The 19,495-nt window shown below is 69.8% G+C and carries 19 protein-coding genes; 12 read left to right on the top strand and 7 right to left on the bottom strand.

The window, feature by feature from the left end; translation table 11 throughout:
- The first annotated feature begins 109 nt into the window (after positions 1-109).
- A complete protein-coding gene (locus ABDW31_RS21475) occupies positions 110-1,564 on the top strand; it encodes a DUF4118 domain-containing protein (protein WP_343699520.1) in 1,455 nt (484 codons plus the stop codon).
- On the top strand, positions 1,554-2,258 hold the full coding sequence (locus ABDW31_RS21470; RefSeq protein WP_343699519.1) for a response regulator transcription factor: 705 nt from the start codon (positions 1,554-1,556) through the stop codon (positions 2,256-2,258). The genes ABDW31_RS21475 and ABDW31_RS21470 overlap by 11 nt, the downstream gene beginning before the upstream one ends.
- 34 nt (positions 2,259-2,292) lie before the next feature.
- Here the strand turns inward: ABDW31_RS21470 and pal are convergent, their stop codons facing one another.
- The 4 genes from pal to ABDW31_RS21450 all read right to left on the bottom strand — a co-directional run bounded on the left by pal (position 2,293) and on the right by ABDW31_RS21450 (position 5,215).
- Positions 2,293-2,832 carry a peptidoglycan-associated lipoprotein Pal gene (gene pal, locus ABDW31_RS21465; RefSeq protein ID WP_343699518.1) on the bottom strand — a complete coding sequence of 180 codons (540 nt, stop codon included), beginning with the start codon at positions 2,830-2,832 and terminating at the stop codon, positions 2,293-2,295.
- Positions 2,833-2,900: 68 nt separating this feature from the next.
- The gene (locus ABDW31_RS21460; protein WP_343699517.1) at positions 2,901-4,235 is read right to left on the bottom strand and encodes a sensor histidine kinase; all 1,335 of its coding nucleotides are present in this window, start codon (positions 4,233-4,235) and stop codon (positions 2,901-2,903) included.
- Positions 4,232-4,897: a response regulator transcription factor gene (locus ABDW31_RS21455; RefSeq protein WP_184720605.1), complete on the bottom strand. Its 666-nt coding sequence runs from the start codon at positions 4,895-4,897 to the stop codon at positions 4,232-4,234. Before ABDW31_RS21455 ends, ABDW31_RS21460 begins: the two co-directional genes overlap by 4 nt.
- The gene (locus ABDW31_RS21450; protein WP_184720607.1) at positions 4,898-5,215 is read right to left on the bottom strand and encodes a PepSY domain-containing protein; all 318 of its coding nucleotides are present in this window, start codon (positions 5,213-5,215) and stop codon (positions 4,898-4,900) included. It abuts the gene before it with no gap.
- 119 nt (positions 5,216-5,334) lie between these two features.
- Here ABDW31_RS21450 and ABDW31_RS21445 point away from each other — a divergent pair, with 119 nt between their 5' ends.
- The 8 genes from ABDW31_RS21445 (at position 5,335) to ABDW31_RS21410 (ending at position 15,440) form a co-directional block, all read left to right on the top strand.
- Positions 5,335-7,329 (top strand): phytase, encoded by a 1,995-nt coding sequence (locus ABDW31_RS21445; protein ID WP_343699516.1) that lies wholly within the window; start codon positions 5,335-5,337, stop codon positions 7,327-7,329.
- 142 nt (positions 7,330-7,471) lie between these two features.
- Complete coding sequence (locus tag ABDW31_RS21440; protein WP_184720611.1) at positions 7,472-7,777, top strand: hypothetical protein; 306 nt, start codon at positions 7,472-7,474, stop codon at positions 7,775-7,777.
- Between the two features lie 155 nt (positions 7,778-7,932).
- On the top strand, positions 7,933-8,703 hold the full coding sequence (locus ABDW31_RS21435) for a response regulator transcription factor (RefSeq protein WP_343699515.1): 771 nt from the start codon (positions 7,933-7,935) through the stop codon (positions 8,701-8,703).
- A gap of 5 nt (positions 8,704-8,708) precedes the next feature.
- On the top strand, positions 8,709-10,037 hold the full coding sequence (locus tag ABDW31_RS21430; protein WP_184720613.1) for an ATP-binding protein: 1,329 nt from the start codon (positions 8,709-8,711) through the stop codon (positions 10,035-10,037).
- 211 nt (positions 10,038-10,248) lie between these two features.
- Positions 10,249-10,944: a carbonic anhydrase gene (locus ABDW31_RS21425; RefSeq protein ID WP_184720615.1), complete on the top strand. Its 696-nt coding sequence runs from the start codon at positions 10,249-10,251 to the stop codon at positions 10,942-10,944.
- A complete protein-coding gene (locus tag ABDW31_RS21420; RefSeq protein ID WP_184720617.1) occupies positions 10,941-12,485 on the top strand; it encodes a SulP family inorganic anion transporter in 1,545 nt (514 codons plus the stop codon). The genes ABDW31_RS21425 and ABDW31_RS21420 overlap by 4 nt, the downstream gene beginning before the upstream one ends.
- 84 nt (positions 12,486-12,569) lie before the next feature.
- The gene (locus ABDW31_RS21415) at positions 12,570-12,980 is read left to right on the top strand and encodes a MucR family transcriptional regulator (RefSeq protein WP_184720619.1); all 411 of its coding nucleotides are present in this window, start codon (positions 12,570-12,572) and stop codon (positions 12,978-12,980) included.
- Positions 12,981-13,214: 234 nt separating this feature from the next.
- Entirely contained in the window at positions 13,215-15,440 is a 2,226-nt protein-coding gene (locus ABDW31_RS21410) for a transglycosylase domain-containing protein (protein WP_343699514.1), read from the top strand.
- Here the strand turns inward: ABDW31_RS21410 and ABDW31_RS21405 are convergent.
- Positions 15,437-16,027 (bottom strand): TetR/AcrR family transcriptional regulator, encoded by a 591-nt coding sequence (locus tag ABDW31_RS21405; protein WP_184720623.1) that lies wholly within the window; start codon positions 16,025-16,027, stop codon positions 15,437-15,439. The genes ABDW31_RS21410 and ABDW31_RS21405 overlap by 4 nt on opposite strands.
- Positions 16,028-16,126: 99 nt before the next feature.
- Between ABDW31_RS21405 and ABDW31_RS21400 the strand changes: the two genes are divergently transcribed.
- Entirely contained in the window at positions 16,127-16,591 is a 465-nt protein-coding gene (locus tag ABDW31_RS21400; protein ID WP_343699513.1) for a PaaI family thioesterase, read from the top strand.
- Between the two features lie 48 nt (positions 16,592-16,639).
- Complete coding sequence (locus ABDW31_RS21395; protein ID WP_343699512.1) at positions 16,640-17,332, top strand: aspartate/glutamate racemase family protein; 693 nt, start codon at positions 16,640-16,642, stop codon at positions 17,330-17,332.
- A gap of 104 nt (positions 17,333-17,436) precedes the next feature.
- On the opposite strand, the gene ABDW31_RS21390 is transcribed toward ABDW31_RS21395, so the two are convergent.
- Together ABDW31_RS21390 and ABDW31_RS21385 are read right to left on the bottom strand one after the other, a co-directional pair.
- Positions 17,437-17,841 carry a DUF1636 domain-containing protein gene (locus ABDW31_RS21390; protein ID WP_343699511.1) on the bottom strand — a complete coding sequence of 135 codons (405 nt, stop codon included), beginning with the start codon at positions 17,839-17,841 and terminating at the stop codon, positions 17,437-17,439.
- A complete protein-coding gene (locus tag ABDW31_RS21385; RefSeq protein WP_343699510.1) occupies positions 17,838-19,328 on the bottom strand; it encodes an esterase-like activity of phytase family protein in 1,491 nt (496 codons plus the stop codon). Before ABDW31_RS21385 ends, ABDW31_RS21390 begins: the two co-directional genes overlap by 4 nt.
- Positions 19,329-19,495: the final 167 nt, after the last annotated feature.

Raw genomic sequence — 19,495 nt, 5'->3', positions numbered from 1 at the left:
TGCCCCCCGCAACGCCAGACCGCATGGTGCCGATCAGTCTTTCCGGATGACGATGCGCGCGTTCCTCGATTCCCGCTGGCGATGGCTTCATCAGAAGCGGGCCGATCCGTTGCGGGAACTCTGGCGCTATGGCGCGGCCCTGGCGATCGTCGCGGCCTCGACCCTGGTGGCCGAAGGCTTCTACCGCGTCTTCGACACCACCCGCCTGTCGATGGTGTTCCTGGCCGGCATCCTGGTCACCGCCGTCACCCTGGGCGCCTGGCCGGCCTATTTCGCCGCCGCCATCTCGTTCTTTCTCTACAACTTCTATCTGGTCGAACCGCGCTTCACCTTCCAGCTGGTCTCGGCCGAGGACGTGCTGGTGCTGGTGGTGTTCGCCGCCGTCGCGTTCCTGACCGGCAGCCTGACGGGCCGCATCCGCGACCAGGCTCGGCAGAGCGCCGACCGCGCCCACACCACCGCCGCCCTGTTCGAGGCCAGCCGCGAGCTGTCGGCCGCCGACGAGGAGGACGTCATCCGCGGCCGCATCGCCCAGCACATCGCCCAGGCCGCCCGTGGCGAGGCCCTGGTCTGGGACGACGGCCGCACCTGGTGCGCGCCGGTCGGGATCAAGCCGCCGCCGGACCTGCTGGACGAACTGGCCCGCATCGCCTCCGCCAGCGGCGGCGAGCATCTGGTCGGCCCCTGGCGCGTGCGCGTCCTGCGGGCCGACGGCGCGCTACTGGGCGTCGCCGCCTGGCGCGGCCCGGTCGAGCAGGACGTCCCGCCGGAAGACGATCCCCTGGTCGCCGTGCTGGCCGATCTGGGCGCGGCGGCGGTGATGCGCGCGCGCCTGGCGGCCGCCCGCTCGGAGATCGAGGCCATGGCGCGGACCGAACAGCTGCGCAACGCCCTGCTCTCCTCGATCTCGCACGACCTGCGCACGCCCCTGGCCGCCATCCTGGCCTCGGCCAGCAGTCTCAAGGATTTCGGCGAGCGCTTCACCCCGGACGTCCGCGCCGACCTGGTGACGACCATCCAGGAAGAAGCCGTCCGCCTGAACCGCTTCGTCGCCAACCTGTTGAGCATGACCCGGCTGGAATCCGGAGCCCTCGATCTGGATCGCCAGACCTTCGGCGCGGCCGAGGTGATCGACCGGGTCGCTGTGCGCTTCGAGCGTCCCGGTCAGCCGATCCGGCGCGACCTGGGCGATGGCGGACTGCTGGCCAGTGGCGATCCGATCCTGCTGGAACAGGCCCTGGGCAATGTCGTCGAGAACGCCATCCGCTACGGCCCCGCCGGCGCGGCCGTCACCATCCGCGCCTGGCGCGAGGGCGAGACCGTGCGGGTCGAAGTGGAGGACCAGGGCCCCGGCGTGCCGGCCGCCGACCTCGACCGGATCTTCGAGAAGTTCTACCGCTCGCCGGGCGCGGCGACGATCCAGGGCACCGGCCTTGGCCTGTCGATCGCCCGCGGCCTGGTCGAGGCCATGGACGGGTCGATCGTCGCCCGCGCCCGCACCGACGGCGAGCCTGGCCTGGTGGTGGGCCTGATCCTGACGGGGAGTACGCCGCATGCAGCCTAGCCTGGGCCAGATCCTGCTGGTCGACGACGAGCCGCAGCTGGTGCGCGCCCTCACGCCTGCGCTGGGCGCGGCCGGCTATGAGGTCTCGGTGGCGGCCAGCGGCCAGGCGGCCCTGGAGCATCTGGCCGGCGAAGGCTGTGACGCCGTGATCCTGGACCTTGGTTTGCCCGACATGGACGGCAAGACGGTGATCGCCCGCATTCGCGAATGGTCCGAGGCCCCGATCGTGGTGCTGTCAGCCCGCGACATCGAGCAGGAGAAGATCGCCGCCCTGGACCTGGGGGCCGATGACTTCGTCAACAAGCCCTTCGCGGTCGGCGAGCTGCTGGCCCGGCTGCGGGCGGCCATGCGCGGGCGCGAGCGGCGCTTCTCGGCGCGGGCAAGGTTCAAGGCCGGTGACCTGGAGATCAACTTCGCCGACCGGCGGGTCTTCCTGCAGGGTGACGAGGTGCGGCTGACGCCGCGCGAGTACGATCTGCTGCGAGCCCTGGCCCGCTATGCCGGCCGGGTGGTCACCCACCGCCAGCTGATGGCCGCCGTCTGGGGCCCGAGCGCCCACATGGACGCCAAGTTCGTGCGCGTCCTGGTCGGCCAGGTGCGCCAGAAGATTGAGGAAGAGCCCTCGGCGCCCCGGATCCTGCTGACCGAGCCGGGGCTGGGCTATCGCCTGGTGGCCGAGGACGACGGCGGCTGACGGGCTGGTCCGCCGCCGTCGTCCTCTCCGCGCCTTAGAGCGGCGCGAGGTCGATGACGACCGTCCCGGCGTTGCGGTTGCGCGACCAGGCGTCCTCGCTGGCGCCGGCGTCGATCGGACGCTCCTTGCCGTACGAGACCGTCTGCAGGCGGGCGGTGGACACGCCTTGGGCGACCAGGAAGTCGCGGGCGGCCGAGGCGCGGCGCGCGCCCAGGGCGAAGTTGTATTCGCGGGTGCCGCGCTCATCGCAATTGCCGGCCACCATCACCCGGACGCCCGGATTGCGGGCCAGCCACTGGGCCTGGGCGGCCAGGACGGCGCGGGCGTCGTCGCTGAGGGTGTGGCTGTCGAGCGCGAAGAACACGCGGTCGCCGGCGGCGGCGGCCAGCTGCTGCTGCAGGCTCAAAGCCTCTGCGTTTTGGGGCAGGGTCGGACGGCTGCCGTCCCAGCCCGGCGCGGCGGCCGGGGCTTCCGGCGCGGCGGCGACCGGCTGCGGCTTGGGCTTGGAGGCGCAGGCCGAAAGAACGAGCGCCAGGGTGATCGCGGCGGCGGCGGACAGTTGGGTCTTGGGCATGGCTAATCCGGACTGAGGGTTCGCCGCCCATGCAGCCGGCCCTCGCCGCAAGCTCAAGCATAAGAACCTTATAAAGGTGAAGCTTCGCCCCACCGGATCGAGGCTCTCAGGCCGCCCAGGTCCGAGCGGTCCATGCGCAGCGCCGCGCCGGACGCCTCGGCCAGGTCGCGGACGATGGCCAGGCCCAGGCCGTGCCCGGGCCCCGCCTCGTCCAGCCGCGCGCCGCGGGCCAGGGCCGCCTCGGCGCGGCCTTCGTCCATGCCGGGACCATCGTCCTCGACGACCAGCAGCCCCGCCTGCCCGGAGATCCGCACCTGGCGACGGGCGAAGCGGGCGGCGTTCTCGATCAGGGCGCCCAGCATCTCGGTGACCGTGTCCTCGGAGGCCGGAACCTCAAGGGTTTCAGGGATTTCGACGTCAAACATCAAGCGCTCGCCCTCGGTCGTACGCTCCAGCACCGCCACCAGGCGCTCGGCGACGCGGGCCGGCTTGGCGGTCGAGGCGCTCTCACGGGCGGCGGCGGCGCGGGCGCGGGCCAACTCGGCCTCCAGGGCGGCGGCGACGGCGGCGATGGCCGCGTCTAGACCATCGGCGGCCTCGGCGGCTCCGGCCTCGCGAGCCCGACGGCTCTGGGCCGACAAAGCCGCCAGCGGGGTCTTCAAGCTGTGGGCCAGGTCGCCGGCCCGGCGGCGCGCCCGGGCGACGTCCCCTTCCCGCGCCTCGGCCAGGGCGTTGATGGCTTCGGCCAGCGGCGCGATTTCACGCGGATGGTCGGCGGACATCCGCGCCGCCGGGCTCTTGCGCAGACGAGAGAGGTCTTCCCGCACACGCGCCAGCGGCAAGAGGCCTAAGGTGACCTGAAGCGCGGCGGCGGCCGATAACACGACCCACAGCCCGGCCAGGAACAGCGCCAGGTCGCGACCAAAAGCGCCGCGCGCTTCGTTGAGGGCCTTGGCGTCGCTGGCCGCCTGCACCAGCACCGGGGGGCCGTCCCGATCCGGCCGAACACTGCGCTCGACCAGCAGGATCCGACCATCGAACGGTCCGTCGGCCAGGCGCGCGTGCCAGTCATCGCCGTCGACGCTGGAGGCCGCCAGCGCCTGGTCCCACAGCGAGACCGACCGCTGGCTGCCCGCCGGGGTCGTGACCTGCCAGTAGAGCCCGCCGGCCGCCTTCATCAGGCGCGGGTCGGCCAAGCGAGCCTCGACGGTAGGCGCCCCATCCGAACCCAAGCGCAGGCCCGCGACGACCGCCTGGCCGACCCGGGTCAGTTCGGCGGTCTCGCGGCGGACGATGTGGCGCTCGAACAGCCAGGTCATGGCCAGCCACGACACCGCCAAGGCCGCCAGGATCGCCAGCATGCCGCCGGCGATCAGCCGCCACCGGAGCGAGACCCCCTTCACGCGTCCAGCCCGGTCAGCAGATAGCCGAAGCCGCGCCGCGTCTCGATCACCTCGGCCCCGACCTTGCGGCGCAGGCGCGTGACCAGGGCCTCGATGGCGTTGGCGTCGGCGGTGTCGGCCACGCCGTACAGCTGCTCGGCCAGCTCGCCGGCCGATACCGCGCGGCCGGGATTGTGGGCCAGGCAGTCCAGCAACCGGAACTCCAGCGGCGACAGCTTCAGCGGCGCGCCGTCCAGGGTCGCCGACATCCGGCGGGTGTCCAGCGCCAGCCGGCCGGCCTGGATCACCGGCGAGGTGCGGCCCGCCGCGCGGCGCACCAGCCCCCGGGCGCGGGCCAAGAGCTCGCCCATCTCGAACGGCTTGGCCAGATAGTCGTCGGCCCCGGCCTCGATGCCCTCGACCTTCTCGGTCCAGTCGCCGCGCGCCGACAGGATCAGCACCGGAAAGGCCCGGCCATCCTTGCGCCAACGACGCAGCACCGAAAGACCATCCAGCCGCGGCAGGCCCAGGTCCAGGATCACGACCGCATAGTCCTCGACCTCGCCCCGGTACGAGGCGTCCTCGCCGTCGCGGGACAGGTCGACCACGAAGCCGGCCTCGCCCAGCGCCTTGGCCAGGTCGGGACCGACGACCGGATCGTCCTCGACGACAAGCGCCCGCACTCAGTCGTCCTCGAGCTTCAGGGTCGCGCCGGTCTTCGCGTCCAGCTCCAGCTCGCGGACGCGGCCGTTCTTGCCCAGGATCTTCAGGTCGTACTTCAGGCGGCCCTTGCCGGCCTCCTCCAGCTCGACCTCGATCACCTCGCCCGGCGCGCGCTGGGCGGCGATGGCCAGGATGCGGGTCAGCGGCAGGACCTCCTTGCGCAGCAGCGCCTGGCGGGCGGCCTCGTGGCTCTGCTTCTTCTTGTCGTCGGCGGACGCGGTCGTGGCCGAGACGGCGACGACGAGCGCAAGGGCGGCGAGGATGGGGTGCTTGATCATGGGCTCGATGATTCCACGGCCATCCTGACACGGCCCTGACGCACAGCAACGCTAACCGTCAGCCGGGCGTCAGCGACGCAGCTCTAGAGGAGCGGCCAACGTCACCGGAGGGGCCCACCATGAACCGTCGCCTGAAGCTTGCCGCCAGCCTGCTGGCCCTCGCCGCCGCCACGCCAGCTCTTGCTCAGACCGTCACACCGATCGGCGCGACCGTCCCCACGGCCCAAGGCGGCGCCAATGGCGTGGCCCTGCTGCGCAATCCCGCCGATCCGGCCAAGAGCGTGATCCTGGCCAGCGGCGAACTGGGCGGACTGGAAGCCTATGGTCTGCACGGCCAGCGCACCGGCGCGACGCCGGGCGGCGAGACCTATGCCGTCGACGTCCGCGACGACCTGATCGCCGTCCTGGACCGAAAGGACGGCCGCCTGCGCCTGTCGCGCTACGACTTCGCCGCCGGCGCGACCACGGCCATCGACGCCCGGCCGCTGACGCTGGGCTATGCCGGCGAAGGTCTTTGCCTGCACCGCAGCGCCCGCGACGGCGCGTTGTACGCCTTCGCACTGGGCGGCGCGGGCCAGTTGGACCAGTGGCTGCTGTACCCCACGGCCGACGGCAAGATGGACGGGCGCATCGTGCGCCGCCTGACCCTGTCGTCCGAGGCCAAGTTCTGCGTCGCCGACGACGCCAGCGGCGCGCTCTATGTCGCCCAGGAAGCGGTCGGGATCTGGCGCTACGACGCCGATCCCGAGGCCGAGGCCGTTCCCACGCTGATCGACGCCAACCGCCTGGGCAAGATCCAGGGCGAAGTCGGCGGCCTGGCCGTGCTGAACGGCGGCAAGGGCGGGAACTGGCTGGTGGCCGCCAATGTCGAGGCAGGCGACTTCAACGTCTATGACCGCAACGCCGACGACCGCTTCGTCGGAGCCTTCAAGGTCGCCCCCGGGTCTATCGACAGCCCCTCGGGCCTCTACGGCCTGCGCGCGCCGGTCGGCTCGGCCCTGCCTGCCGGCACCCTGCTGATCGCCGACGACCGCAAGAGCGGCGCCCACAGCCAGATCGTCTCGTGGGCCGATGTCGCCGCCGCGCTCAAGCTGCCGGTCGGCGAAGACGCCCCGCAGGCCGCGCCCAGCAAGCTGGCCCTGGTCCAGGCGACCATGGAGACCACGCCGGTGGCCAATGACGGCGACGCCGCCGACGATCCGGCCATCTGGGTGCACCCGACCGACCCGGCCCAGAGCACGATCATCGGCACCAACAAGAAGCGCGGCCTGATGGTCTACGACCTGTCGGGCAAGCTCGTGCAGGACCTGCCGGACGGCAAGATGAACAATGTCGACATCCGCTCTGGCTTCAAGCTGGGCGGCAAGAGCGTGGCCCTGGTCGCCGCCAGCGACCGCACCCACAAGTCGATCGCGCTCTACACGGTCGATCCGGCCACGCGGAGGCTGACCAGCGTCGCCGACGGGGTGCAGGCCACCGGCCTGAGCGATCCCTATGGCCTGTGCATGTACCAGGACCGCAAGGGCGCGACCTTCGTGTTCGTCAACGATCCCGAAGGCCTGGTGCGGCAGTGGAAGCTGGTCGCCACCCCGGCCGGCAAGGTCCGCGCCGCGCTCGTGCGCGACGTCAAGTTCGACACCCAGGTCGAGGGCTGCGTCGCCGATGACGAGACCGGCGCCCTCTATGTCGCCGAGGAAGACGTCGCCCTGTGGAAGCTGGGCGCCGACGCCAAGGCCGGCCAGGCCAAGACCGCCATCGCCCGCGTCACCGACAATCCCGCCCTGAAGGACGACCTGGAAGGCGTGGCGATCTACGCCCAACCCAAGGGCCGGGGCTACGTCATCGTCTCCAGCCAGGGCAACAACACCTACGCCGTGTTCCACCGCGAGGGCGACAACGCCTATGTCGGCAGTTTCGCGGTCAATGCGAACGGGGCGCTGGGCATCGACGGCGTCTCCGAGACCGACGGCCTGGAGGTGACTTCGGCCTCGCTGGGCGCGGGCCTGGAGGGCGGCGCCTTCGTGGCCCAGGACGGCCGCAACGTCGCCCCGCCCGAGAACCAGAACTTCAAGGTGGTCCCGTGGTCGGCCATCGCCGCGAAGCTGAAACTCTAGAGCTTGGAGCGTGGCGGGCGCCGAAACCGCTCACACTTTCTGCTGCCACGCTCTTAGGCAGGGCTGCTCGGAATCGGACCGAGACACGCTTTGTTACGAACGCGATGCACAGCCGAAAGGCGGCCTCTCCACCTTTATAGACATGAAATCGCTAGCTTCCTTCAGCCTCGCCGCGGTGACCCTGTTCGCCGCCGCCCCGGCCCTCGCCGGTCCGGCCGGCCACGGCCTGACCTTCACCGAAGAAGTCCACAAGAAGCGCATGGTCAGCGTTCAGGCGTCCATCGCCTGCGCTGCGCCTGCGGCCGCCACTTTGCGCGCCCGCACCGATGTCGCCAAGGTGCAGACCCAAGACGGCCTGGTCCACGTGACCTTCCGCAACGCCTCGGCCGCCAAGTCCCAGGCTCGCGCAGTCCGCGCGCAAGTGTCGGAAATCTGCCGCACCGCCTAAGGCCCACGGCCTAGAGACGCCGCTTCGGCGGCCAGCCTCCGCGCGTAATCCCCAATACCTGCAATACGCGCGGGGGCGCCCTTTCTTCATCGATATCCCCTATCCTGGGATTGACCCGCTTGTTCGCGGCCGCGCCGCCCTTAAATACCGAGACCATGGACTCCACAGGCCCAGGCACCATCGCCCTGCCACGCGAGATGGCGACGGCTCCCGTCGCGCCCGTCGTGCTGATCGTCGAGGACGATCCGGCGCTGCGGACCCTGCTCATGCGCCTGCTGCGCGAGGAAGGCTTCCAGCCGCTCAGCGCCGCCCACGGCGCCGAAATGGCCCGGATGCTGGAGACCAACGCGGTCGACCTCATCCTGCTGGACATCATGCTGCCCGGCAGCAACGGCTTCGACCTGTGCCGCAGCATCCGCCGCGAGAGCGACGTGCCGATCGTCATGCTCAGCGCCCGCGACGACGAGACCGATCGCCTGATCGGCTTGGAGCTGGGCGCCGACGACTATATCGGCAAGCCGTTCAGCAAGAAGGAGCTGATCGCTCGCATCCGCGCGATCCTCCGCCGCACCCAGAACGGCGTCCAGGCCGCACAGCCCCGCGGTCATCAGCAGATGACCTTCGCCGGCTGGACCCTGGATCCGGGTCGCCGCGAGCTGCTGTCGCCCGACGGCGCTTTCGTCGATCTGTCGGGCGCCGAGTTCGATCTGCTGCTGGCGTTCCTGAGTTCGCCGCAGCGCGTGATCGGCCGCGAGCGCCTGCTGGAGATGTCGCGGGCCCGCTTCTCCGACGCTTCGGATCGTAGTATCGACGTGCTGGTAAGCCGCCTGCGCCGCAAACTGGCCGTCACTGGTCAGGCCGAGGCCCTGCTGCGGACCGTCAGAGGCGTGGGGTACATCTTTACCGCCGCCGTGGAGCGTAGATAGCCTGCATGAAGCCGTTGCGGCTGTGGCCCCAGCGGCTGGTCGGCCAGGTCACCCTGGTCCTGATGCTGGCCGTGGCGCTGGAGTTCATCGGCAGCTCGATTCTCTTCGAGAACAGCCGCATCTATCCCAATCGTGACAACCAGATCCGGCGCGCCGCCGAGCAGCTTGTAACCGCCGAGGCGCTGCTGGACGTCTCGCCGCCCGAGATCCGGGCCTCGCACGCCGCCGAGATGTCCAGCCACGGGGTGACCCTGCACTGGTCGGCCCTGCCCCCGCTGATCAATCACGACCGCGGCGCCGAACAGCAGATGCGCGAGCGTTTTCAGGACGCCGAACCGACCTTGCGCGGCCGCGACCTGCGTATCAACGCCGACCTCGACCGCAGCCTGCCCCGCGACACCCATCTGAAAGTGGCGCTGAAGCTGCGTGACGGCACCTGGGTGACGCTGAAGACCAAGATCCGCGCCGCCTCCTGGGCCGTGCTGCTCAGCAGCGCTGGCTCGGCCTTCATCCTGGGCCTGGGCGTGGTCGCGGCCTCGACCCTGGTGCTGCGCAACCTCAGCCGCCCCCTTCGCGCGCTGGCCGAGGCTGCCGACAAGATCGGCCAGGGCCAGGGCGCCCAGGTCCGCATCGCCGAGAGCGGCGCCGGCGACCTGAAGCTGGTGGCCAAGGCCTTCAACGCCATGCAGGACCGCATCGCCGGCCTGCTGAAGACCCGCACCGAAGCCCTGGCCGCCGTCAGCCACGACCTGCGCACGCCGCTGGCCCGCCTGCGCCTGCGCGCCGGCTTCGTCCAGGACGCCGCCGCCCGAGAGGCGCTGGAGAACGACGTCGACGAGATGGCCGCGATGCTGAACTCACTGCTGGCCTATCTGGGCGGGCAGGAAGACCCCGAGCCGCCGCGCCGCACCGACCTGGCGGCCATCGCCATGACCATCGTCGACGACGCCGCCGACGCCGAACGCCCCGCCACCTTCGCCGGTCTGGAACATGTGCCGGTCATGGCCCGTCCGCTGTCGCTGAAGCGCGCGATCAACAATGTCGTTGAGAACGCCCTGCACTACGGCGGCGAAGCGGCGCTGACGCTTTCGCGCGATGATCGCACCGTGATCCTGGCGATCGAGGACAACGGGCCCGGCATTCCGGAAGCGCAATTGACCGAGGTTCTGCAACCTTTCCACAGGCTGGACGACGCCCGCTCGCGCAATACCGCGGGATTGGGCCTGGGGCTGACTATCGTGCAACAGATATTGCAGCGCGAAGGCGGCAACTTGGTGTTGATGAACCGTGCTCAAGGCGGTTTGCGCGTTGAGCTTCGGCTTCCCGCGCTCTGAGAGCAGCTGATACCCTTTGTAACAAAACCGCTGCGACGCAGCAAAACCCCGACACGACCTTCGTTATGTGTCAGGCGCCACCCGTCTGACGCCCGCCGCGGCGCCTGCCCCCCCTTTTCCAAGCGTCGCGGCGGAGAAGTTCACTCGAAGTTTTGGCCGGTCGCGACCTCCTTGAGTGGCGACAGCCGGGCTTCAGCGCACGGAGGTTCCCTTGGAACAGTTTCTCGAACGCGCCGCGCTGTTCCGCGGCCAAGTCTTCCCCGCCCAAAGCGCCCTGTATGAGCGCCTGGCCAGCCACGGTCAGAACCCGTCGGCCCTGATGATTTCGTGCGCCGACAGCCGCGTCGTTCCGGAACTGATCACCCAGGCCAACCCGGGTGACCTGTTCGTCTGCCGCAACGCCGGCAACATCGTTCCGCCGTTCAGCCAAGCCAACGGCGGCGTCTCGTCGGCCGTGGAATACGCCGTCATGGCGCTGGGCGTGCGCGACATCGTCGTCTGCGGCCACTCGGACTGCGGCGCCATGAAGGCCTTCTCGAACCCGGCCGCCCTGGAAAAGATGCCGAACGTCGCCGCCTGGCTGCGTCACGCCCACGCCGCCCACAGCGTCGTCTGCAACGCCTATCACGGCCTGGACGAGCATGGCGCGACGCGCGCCCTGTCGCTGGAAAACGTGGTGGTCCAGCTCAATCATCTCCGGACCCACCCGTCGGTGGCCTCGGCGATGGCGCAAGGCAAGCTGACCCTGCACGGCTGGTTCTTCGAGATCGAGACCGGCCACATCCAGGCCTACAACGGCGACACCGGCCAGTTCGAGCAAGTCTATGAAGGCTCGCCGCTGCCCGTCGCCGCCCGTCCGGCCAAGCGCATGGTCGCCGCCGATCACCTGGGCATCGCCGCCGAATGACCGCTCCCGCCGCCTCCTCCCCGGCTGCAAAGACCGGTTTCTCGGCGACCATCTCGCGTGACTTCATCGCGTCGATCGTCGTCTTCCTCGTCGCGATGCCCCTGTGTATGGGCATCGCTGTCGCCTCGGGCGTTCCGGCTGAACGCGGCCTGATCACCGGCATCATCGGTGGCGTCATCGTCGGCGCCCTGGCCGGCTCGCCCCTGCAGGTCAGCGGCCCCGCCGCCGGCCTCGCGGTCATCGTGTTCGAGATTGTGGCCAAGCATGGCCTGTCCATGCTGGGTCCGATCCTGGTCGTCGCCGGCCTGGTGCAGCTGATCGCTGGCGCGTTCAAGCTGGGCCAATGGTTCCGCGCCATCTCGCCGGCCGTTGTGCACGGCATGCTGGCCGGTATCGGCGTGCTGATCGTCGCCGGTCAGTTCCACGTCCTGTTTGGCGACTCGCCCAAGGCCCACGGCCTGCAGAACCTGGCCGCCATCCCCGGCGCCCTGGCTGGCGTACAGTTTGCGACCCTGACCCAAGTCGAGGCCGCCCTGGCCGTCGGCGTGGTGACCATCGGTTCGATCCTGCTCTGGGAAAAGTTCCGTCCGAAGGCCCTGAAGCTGGTTCCGGGCGCCCTCTTGGGCGTCATCGCCGGCACCGTGCTGGCCATCGCGCTGAACCTGGACGTCCAGAAGATCGTCGTGCCGGAATCGATCGCCGCGGCGATCGCCATCCCCGGCGTCGCCGACTTCGCCAAGATGGCCAACCCCATGCTGCTGGTGACCGCTGTCGCGGTGGCCTTCATCGCTTCGGCCGAGACCCTGCTGTCGGCCGCGGCCGTGGACCGCATGCATGACGGCGAGCGCACGAAGTACAACAAGGAGCTGGGCGCCCAAGGCATCGGCAACATGTTGTGCGGCTTCGTCGGCGCCCTGCCGATGACCGGCGTGATCGTGCGCAGCTCGGCCAACGTTCAGGCCGGCGCCATGACCCGCATGTCGGCCATCCTGCACGGCGTGTGGATCCTGGCCTTCGTCGCCCTGCTGCCCTGGCTGCTGCGGATGGTGCCGAGCGCGGCTCTGGCCGGCGTGCTGGTCGTGACGGGTTGGAAGCTGGTCAGCCTCGACCACGTCCGCCACCTGTTCGCCCGCTACGGCCTGCTGCCGGCCATGATCTGGGGCGCCACCTTCGTGATGGTCGTGGCCACGGACCTGCTGACCGGCGTGCTGGTCGGTATGGCCCTGACGCTGCTGGAACTGGTTCCGAACCTCAAGAAGATGCGCCTGAATATCGCCCAACAAGACGTGGGCGACGAGAAGGAGATCCGTCTCGAGGGCGCGGCCACCTTCGTCCAGCTGCCCAAGATCGCCAAGGTCCTGGACGCTGTTCCCAACAACGGTCGCGTCAAGCTCGACACCCGGGGCCTCACCAGCCTCGACCACACGGTGGCCGAAGCGCTGAGCGACTGGATGAAGGGCAAGGCGCGGGTCGGGGTTCACGTCGAACTCCCCAGCCCCTGCGCCTTCGGCGACCGCCTGCGCGCCGCCGGGGCCCACTAACCGACTAACCCGCCTACCGGCCCGGGGACGCCTTCCAGAAAGCGTGTCCCCGGGCCTTTTCTTTAAGCGAAAGCGAGACTTGTGATGAACAAAGCTCAGGAACGCGCCGCGGAGATCGCCGCCCAAGTGGTCGCCGCCTATGTCAGCAACAATGCGGTCGCGGCCGACGATCTGCCGGGCCTGACCGCCCGCACCTACGCCGCTCTAGAAGTGGTCTTCGCCGGCCAGCCGGGCGCTGTCGCCCCGCGCAACGCCCCGACCGCCGAAGAGATCGCCGCCAGCATCACCGACGATGCGATCATCAGCTTCGAGAACGGCCGCCGCTATCGCTCGCTGCGCCGCCATCTGAACCAACTGGGCCTGACGGACGACCAGTACCGCGCCAAGTGGGGTCTGCCGGACGACTATCCGCTGGTCGCCAAGAGCTTCTCGGACCTGCGCTCCAACGCCGCCCGCGCCCAGCGCTTCGGCGGTCTGGCCGTCGCGGCCGAATAACCGAACACGCAAAAAGAAAAGCCCGGGCGAAACCGTCCGGGCTTGAGAAGTTAGGGAGGAAACGCCCAGGAAGGGCAGAGGCTCTCGCCTCACGAGGGTGAGTTATGATCACTCTTTGACCATTCAAGGGCGTGACCTGAAAAAAACTTCCCGCTCCGCGCGCTTGGCTTGCCGGGGCCGTGTGGTATTCCACCGCCGAGACGAGTGAGGGCGTGCGCCCGAAGCGAGCGCCCCATGTCCGACGATCCCAAAGACGTTTCCCCCGAGTCTTCCGAGGCCACGCCCGGGCCGAAGCCGCGTCGGCCTCGCAAGCCCCGCGCCCAGGCGGCGATGTCGGCCTCGGCGGGTGAGACCTCCGAGCCACCCAAGCCGCGCCGCCCGCGCAAGGCCCCCGCCGCCGCTGCGCCCGTAGAGCCGGTGGTCGAAGAGGTCCCCGCGCCCGAACCCGAACCCGTCGTCGAACCCGAGACCCCGCCGCAGGACGCCGAGCCGGAAACGGCGCAGACCGAACTGCCCGAGGCGGTCGAGACTGTCCCGGAAGCCGCCCTCTCCCCGGCCGAGCCGGTCGCCAAGCCCGCCAAGCCGCCGATCTGGAAGCGCCCGCTGTGGATCGGCGGTTTGGCCGCCATCCTGCTGGCCCTGGTGCTGCTGGTCGGCTCGCTGTTCTGGTCGCTGCCGCTGAGCCAGGCGCTGGAGCCGCTGGACAACTCGGCCATCGTGCTGGTGGCCCAGGACGGCTCGCCCATTGCCCGCCGAGGCTCCTACAAGGAAGCCCCGATCGACGTGACCAAGCTGCCGGCCTATGTGCCCGGCGCCTTCATCGCCATCGAGGACCGCCGCTTCTACAGCCACATGGGCGTGGACCTGAAGGCCATCGCTCGCGCCCTGAACCGCAACGCCCAGGCCGGCGGCGTGTCCGAGGGCGGCTCGACCATCACCCAGCAGCTGGCCAAGAACGCCTTTCTGTCCAGCGACCGCAACCTGCGTCGCAAGGCCCAGGAGGCGATGATCGCGGTCTATCTGGAGATGCGCCTCTCCAAGGACGAGATCCTGTCGCGCTACCTGTCGTCGGTCTATTTCGGCGACGGGGCCTTTGGCCTGCGCGCCGCGGCCCGCCACTATTTCGGCAAGTCGCCCGAGCAGCTGTCGGTCGGCGAGGCCGCCATGCTGGCCGGCATGGTCAAGGCCCCCTCGCGCCTGGCCCCCACCGGCAATCTGGACGGCGCGCGCGAGCGCATGGCCGTGGTGCTGGAAGCCATGGTCGAGACCGAAACCATCACCCGCGCCCAGGCCGACGCGGTCCGCGACATCGGTCCGGTCGAGGGACAGGACAAGCTGCCCACCGGCTCCTACTTCGCCGACTGGGTCCTGCCCCAGGCCCGCGCCACGATCGGCGCCCGCTATGGCGAGACAGAGGTCCGCACGACCCTGGATCCCAAGCTGCAGGCCCGCGCCGAGCAGATCCTGAACGACTATATCGCCCGCGACGGCAAGGTGCTGAACGTCACCCAGGGCGCCCTGGTGGCCATGCGCAAGGACGGCCGCGTCGTGGCCATGGTCGGCGGCCGCGACTACGCCACCAGCCAGTTCAACCGCGCCGACGCCGAGCGCCAGCCGGGCTCGGCCTTCAAGCTGTTCGTCTATCTGGCCGGCCTGCGCGAGGGCATGACCGTCACCAGCCCGATCCTGGACACCCCGGTCGAGGTCAGCGGCTACATGCCCAAGAACCACGAGGGCAAGTATCACGGCCGCGAGGTGCCGCTGATCACCGCCTTCGCCGGCTCGTCGAACGTCGCCGCCGTGCGCCTGGCCCACGAGCTGGGCCCGGCAAAGGTCATCAAGGTCGCCCGCGACCTGGGCGTCACCGAGGACATCCCCACCGACCTGACCATGGCGCTGGGCACCGGCCCGATGAGCCTGACCCGCCTGACGGCCGCCTACGCCTCGGTGGCGGCGGGCGAGTACCCGATCGTCGCCCACGGCCTGGACACCTTCCAGAAGCCTGCGACCAAGACCTACGACAAGGCGGTGCTGGCCAACATGCGCGACCTGCTGCGCTCGGCCACCCATCGCGGCACCGGACTGGAGGCGGCCATCGCCGGCGCCTATGGCAAGACCGGCACCACCCAGAACTATCACGACGCTCTCTTCGTCGGTTACGTCGACGACCTGGTGGTCGGCGTCTGGCTGGGCAACGACAACAACAGCCCGATGAACGGCGTCGTCGGCGGCGGCGAGCCGGCCAAGATCTGGAAGGCCTTCATGCTGGCCGCCCTGGGCCGCCCGGCCGCCGCGCCGGTCGAGGTCGATCCGCTGGAAGACCTGGGCCTGCCCTTTGAAGGCGAGATCGGTCCGGATGGCCTGCCGCTGGCTCCGTTGACAGTGCCGACGGAACCGGCCGAACCTGCCGAGCCGACGGAGCCTCTGCCCCCACCGCCACCGGAACCGCCGCGCCCCTAAACTTGGTAGCCGAGATAGGCGCGGCCCAGCCGCACCAGCTCGTCCTCGAAGTCCTGGCTCTGCAGGAAGTCGGCGCCCTCCAGCACGGCGGCCCGCATGGCCCCGTGCACGGCGCGCGACAGCACGAAGGCCTGCACCCGGGTCAGCGGCCGCCCCTGGGCGTCGACGATCCCTTCTTCGGCCGCCGAGAACCGCGCCGCCAGCTCGGCGTGGTCGGCCTGAGCCAGCATCGCCGACGCCGCGATCCGCCGCGCCCGGTTGCGGCCGGCGAAGGCCTGCACGAAGGCGCGGATGATCGCCCGGTCGCGGGAGACGCCCGACGCGCCGTCCTCGACCACCGCCATCACCGCGCGCCGGTGCGCCTCGGTCTCGCGCAGGGCCAGGGCCCGCAGGATCGACTGCTTGTCGGGGAAGTAGCGATAGAGGGCGCCGATGCTCACCCCCGCCCGCTCGGCCACGGCGTTGGTGTTGAAGCCGGCCTCGCCGCAGGCTTCCAAAAGCTGAGCCGCCGCTTCCAGCACGACGTCGACCGTGTCCTGAGCGCGGCTCTGGCGCGGGATTTTCCGCATGTTTTCAGCGGTGTTCATTCCAAGCCCTCCCCGGCCCGGCGGTCCCTGGAAAGTCGAGTAACAGAGCCGGGCCGCCTCCCCTAGCCTTCCGTCAGGTTCGACAAGCGGGAGGATGCGATGACCTGGGCCACCGATCGACTGGATGCGCTGAAGGCCGGCACGGCGACCCCACCGCCGATCGTCGAAACCTTGAAGCTGGGCTTGATCGACGACTGGGGCGACGGCTGGGTGCGCAAGTCGTGGCGGCCGACGCCCGAGCTGGCCACCGCCGACGGCTCGCTGTTCGGCGGCTACCTGGACGCCCTGGCCGACCAGGTGCTGGCCTTCGCGGCCATGACCGTGGTCCCGCACGATCGGCTGTATCGCACCGTGAACCTGCAGCTGAACTTTCTCAAAGTCGGGCGTGGCGGCCCGCTGGCGATCGAAGCCCGCGTCGTGGCCCAGACCCGCCAGCTGATCACCGTCCGCGCCGAGTTCCGCCGCCAGGACGGCGCCCTGATCGCCGACGCCACGGCACAGCAGATCCTGCTGGCCTTCGACCACTGGCCCGCCGAGCAGGCGGCGATCGAGGCCCTGGCCTAGACTCGGAAGCTCCGCCTAGACTGACCGCTCAAGTTCAGGAGTGAGGCGATGCGGAAGATCGGGCTGGTCGGCGGGATGAGCTTCGAGGCCACGGCGATCTACTATCGCAAGATCAACGAGGCGGTGCGCGACCGGCTGGGCGGTTTCAACGCGGCCGACCTGGTGCTGGGCTCGGTGAACTTCCAGGACATCGTCGACATGCAGAAGTCGGCCCGCTGGGACGACGCCGGCCGCCATCTGGGCGCGGTCGCCAAAAGCCTGGAAGGCGCCGGCGCGGCGTGCATCCTGATCTGCGCGGTGACCATGCACCTGGTCGCCCCGGCCGTCGAAGCCGCCGTCGGCGTGCCGGTCATCCACGTGATCGACGAGACCGCCGCCAAGCTGAAGGCCGCCGGCTGCACGCGCCCCCTGCTGATCGCCACGCGCTACACGATGGAGAACGGCTTCTACCAGGCGCGCATGGAGCGCCACGGGATCCAGGTCATGGTCCCCGACGCCGAGGGCCGCACGGCGACCCACGACATCATCTTCGAGGAACTGTGCGCCGGCATCGTCAAGGACAGCTCGCGCGACGTGCTGCTGGGCCTGATCGAGACCGCCAAGGCGCAGGGCGCCGACAGCCTGATCTTCGGCTGCACCGAGATCTGCATGATCCTGGACGTGGCGACCTCGCCCCTCCCCGCCTTCGACAGCACCGATATCCACGCCAACGCAGCGGTGGACTTCGCGCTGGGCGGTTAGTGGGTCCGTCCTCGCCCTTCGACAAGCTCAGGGTGAGGACTACTTTCAGGCCACAGTAGAGAACCTCACCCTGAGCTTGTCGAAGGGCGAGGTTATCGGCCCCCTCAGTCCCCCACCAGCTTCCCCGCCGGCGGCACGCGGACGATGAAGTGGCCCTTCACGCCTTCGGGCCACTGGCGGTAGGGCACGACGCCCTCTTCGCTGGCGGCATAGGCCTGGGCGTAGGCGACGATGGCTTCGGCGGCTTCCGCCGTGGGTTCGAACCGGCCCAGGACGTAGCCGATCTTGCCAGGCGCGCGCAGGTGGATCGAGCAGTGCTGCGTGCAGTTAAACAGGCACGGCATTTCCTGGATCGCGACCGCGGTACCGGTCGCCGCCTCGCGCAGGGCCGCCGCCAGCAGCGCCCCGCCGCGCAAGCCCTCGGGCGTCTCCCGCTCCTCGGCGGAGAACCGGCAGGTGTTGCAGACGACGATGGCGGCTGCGTCGTCGGCGTCGCGCAGAACGCTCACTGCGGCAGGGCCAGGCGGTAGACCAGCACCAAGCTGTCGTTGTCGCCGATCCCCGTCTCGCCCTTCAGCCCGGCGTCGAAGTCCTGGCCGTTGACGTGGCCCTTGGCGGTGGCGAAGTCGTTGTCGCTGCCGACCAGCAGGAAGACGTCGTTGGGCGCGGCCGCGTCGAAGGCCGAGCCGACGGCCAGGGCCTCGATCTTCTCGGGCAGGCTGGTCGGGGTCGAGGGCGACACATCCAGGTTCAGGCCGAACTTGGCCAGCTGCACGGGGTTGAGGATGTTGACCAGCTCGGCCTGGCCGGCCGGCTTGATGTCGGGGTTCAGCGCGCCGTCCTTGGCGATCGGCTTGGCCGTCTGTTCGTAAGCGCTGCCGGCCAGGTTGGTGGCGTTCGCCAGGTCGACCAACAGGATGCTCTTGTAGACCGCCACGTTCGGCGCGCCCTTGCCGCGGCCGTTGCCGTCGCGGGCCAGCACCAGCAGGCGCGTGTCGCTGAGCGCCAGGGCCTCGGATTGGGCGGCGGTGATGTCGGCAGCGCCGCCGTCGCCGGCCTCGCGCACGGTCGGCAGCTGCAGCACATAGTGGCCGATCGGCGCCTTGGGCAGCTTGGTCTTCGAGAGGTCGTAGACCAGGACGCGGGTGTTGTTGCGGGTGGCGTTGTTGCTGGACTGGTCCTGCATGGCCGCGCTCTGCAGCACGGCGATCAGGCGCTTGCCGTCGGGACTGATGGTCAAGGCCTCCAGGCCCTGGTTGTTGCGGCGGCCGGTCGTGGGGGCCTTCTCGGCGCCGAAGTCCAGCTGGCCCTTCTTCATCGGCAGCAGGGCCGGCACGGTCTGGATGGCGCCGACCAGCTTGGCGCTCTTGTCGAACAGATAGATGCCGGCCGCGTACTCGTCCGAAACGTAGAACCCGCCGTCCGGCAGGTAGGCGATCGCCTCGCTGTCCAGACTGATCTTGCCCGCGCCCTCACCGCTGGCCGGTGAGGGATAGCGCACGCCGCCGCGTTCGATGACGTTGGAGCCCGGATCCATGCCGGTGAACGGCTGGCCGGTCTGGTCCTTCAGAAGGAAGCCGCCGGTCGGGGTGATGGTCAGGCCCTGGCCCGGGACCAGGCGCACCTGGTGCTCGTGGACGCGGTTGGCGTAGTCGGTGGTTCCCACGAACGGCCCGACCATGTTCGGCCCGCGATCCGGCAGGGTGCGCAGGGTCCCGACATAGGCGCCGTCGGCCATCTTCTTCCAGTTGGACAGCGCCATGCTGGAGAACGAGCCCAGGGTCTCGCCCCGGAAGTCGCGCGTCGCGGCCGGCAGCCAGCCCACGGCGACCAGGCCGCGATTGACGTAGGTCTTGCCGCCGAAGGTCACCGCCACGTCGCCGGGGCTCTTGTCCCAGTGCGGGGCGACGAAGGTTTGGGACTGGGCCGTGGCCTGGACGCCCAGGGCCGCCGCCATCAGGCCAGCGACAGTTCCAACGAAATGACGACGCGGCATGCTGGCTCCTTGGACGTCGAGGCGTCCGCTTCCCAGAGCCTCAGGCCTAGTTCCTGTGGCCAGAAACGCAAGAGCGCGAATACAGCGCCCACAACTGCGGAGTTTTCCCGGAGATCAGCTGACATTTTCACGACAAGAGCTGCAGAAAAACTGTCATCAACCTGTGA

This window comes from Caulobacter sp. (assembly GCF_039596335.1).
Taxonomy (GTDB): domain Bacteria; phylum Pseudomonadota; class Alphaproteobacteria; order Caulobacterales; family Caulobacteraceae; genus Caulobacter.
This window is presented reverse-complemented; position numbering and strand designations above follow the sequence as displayed.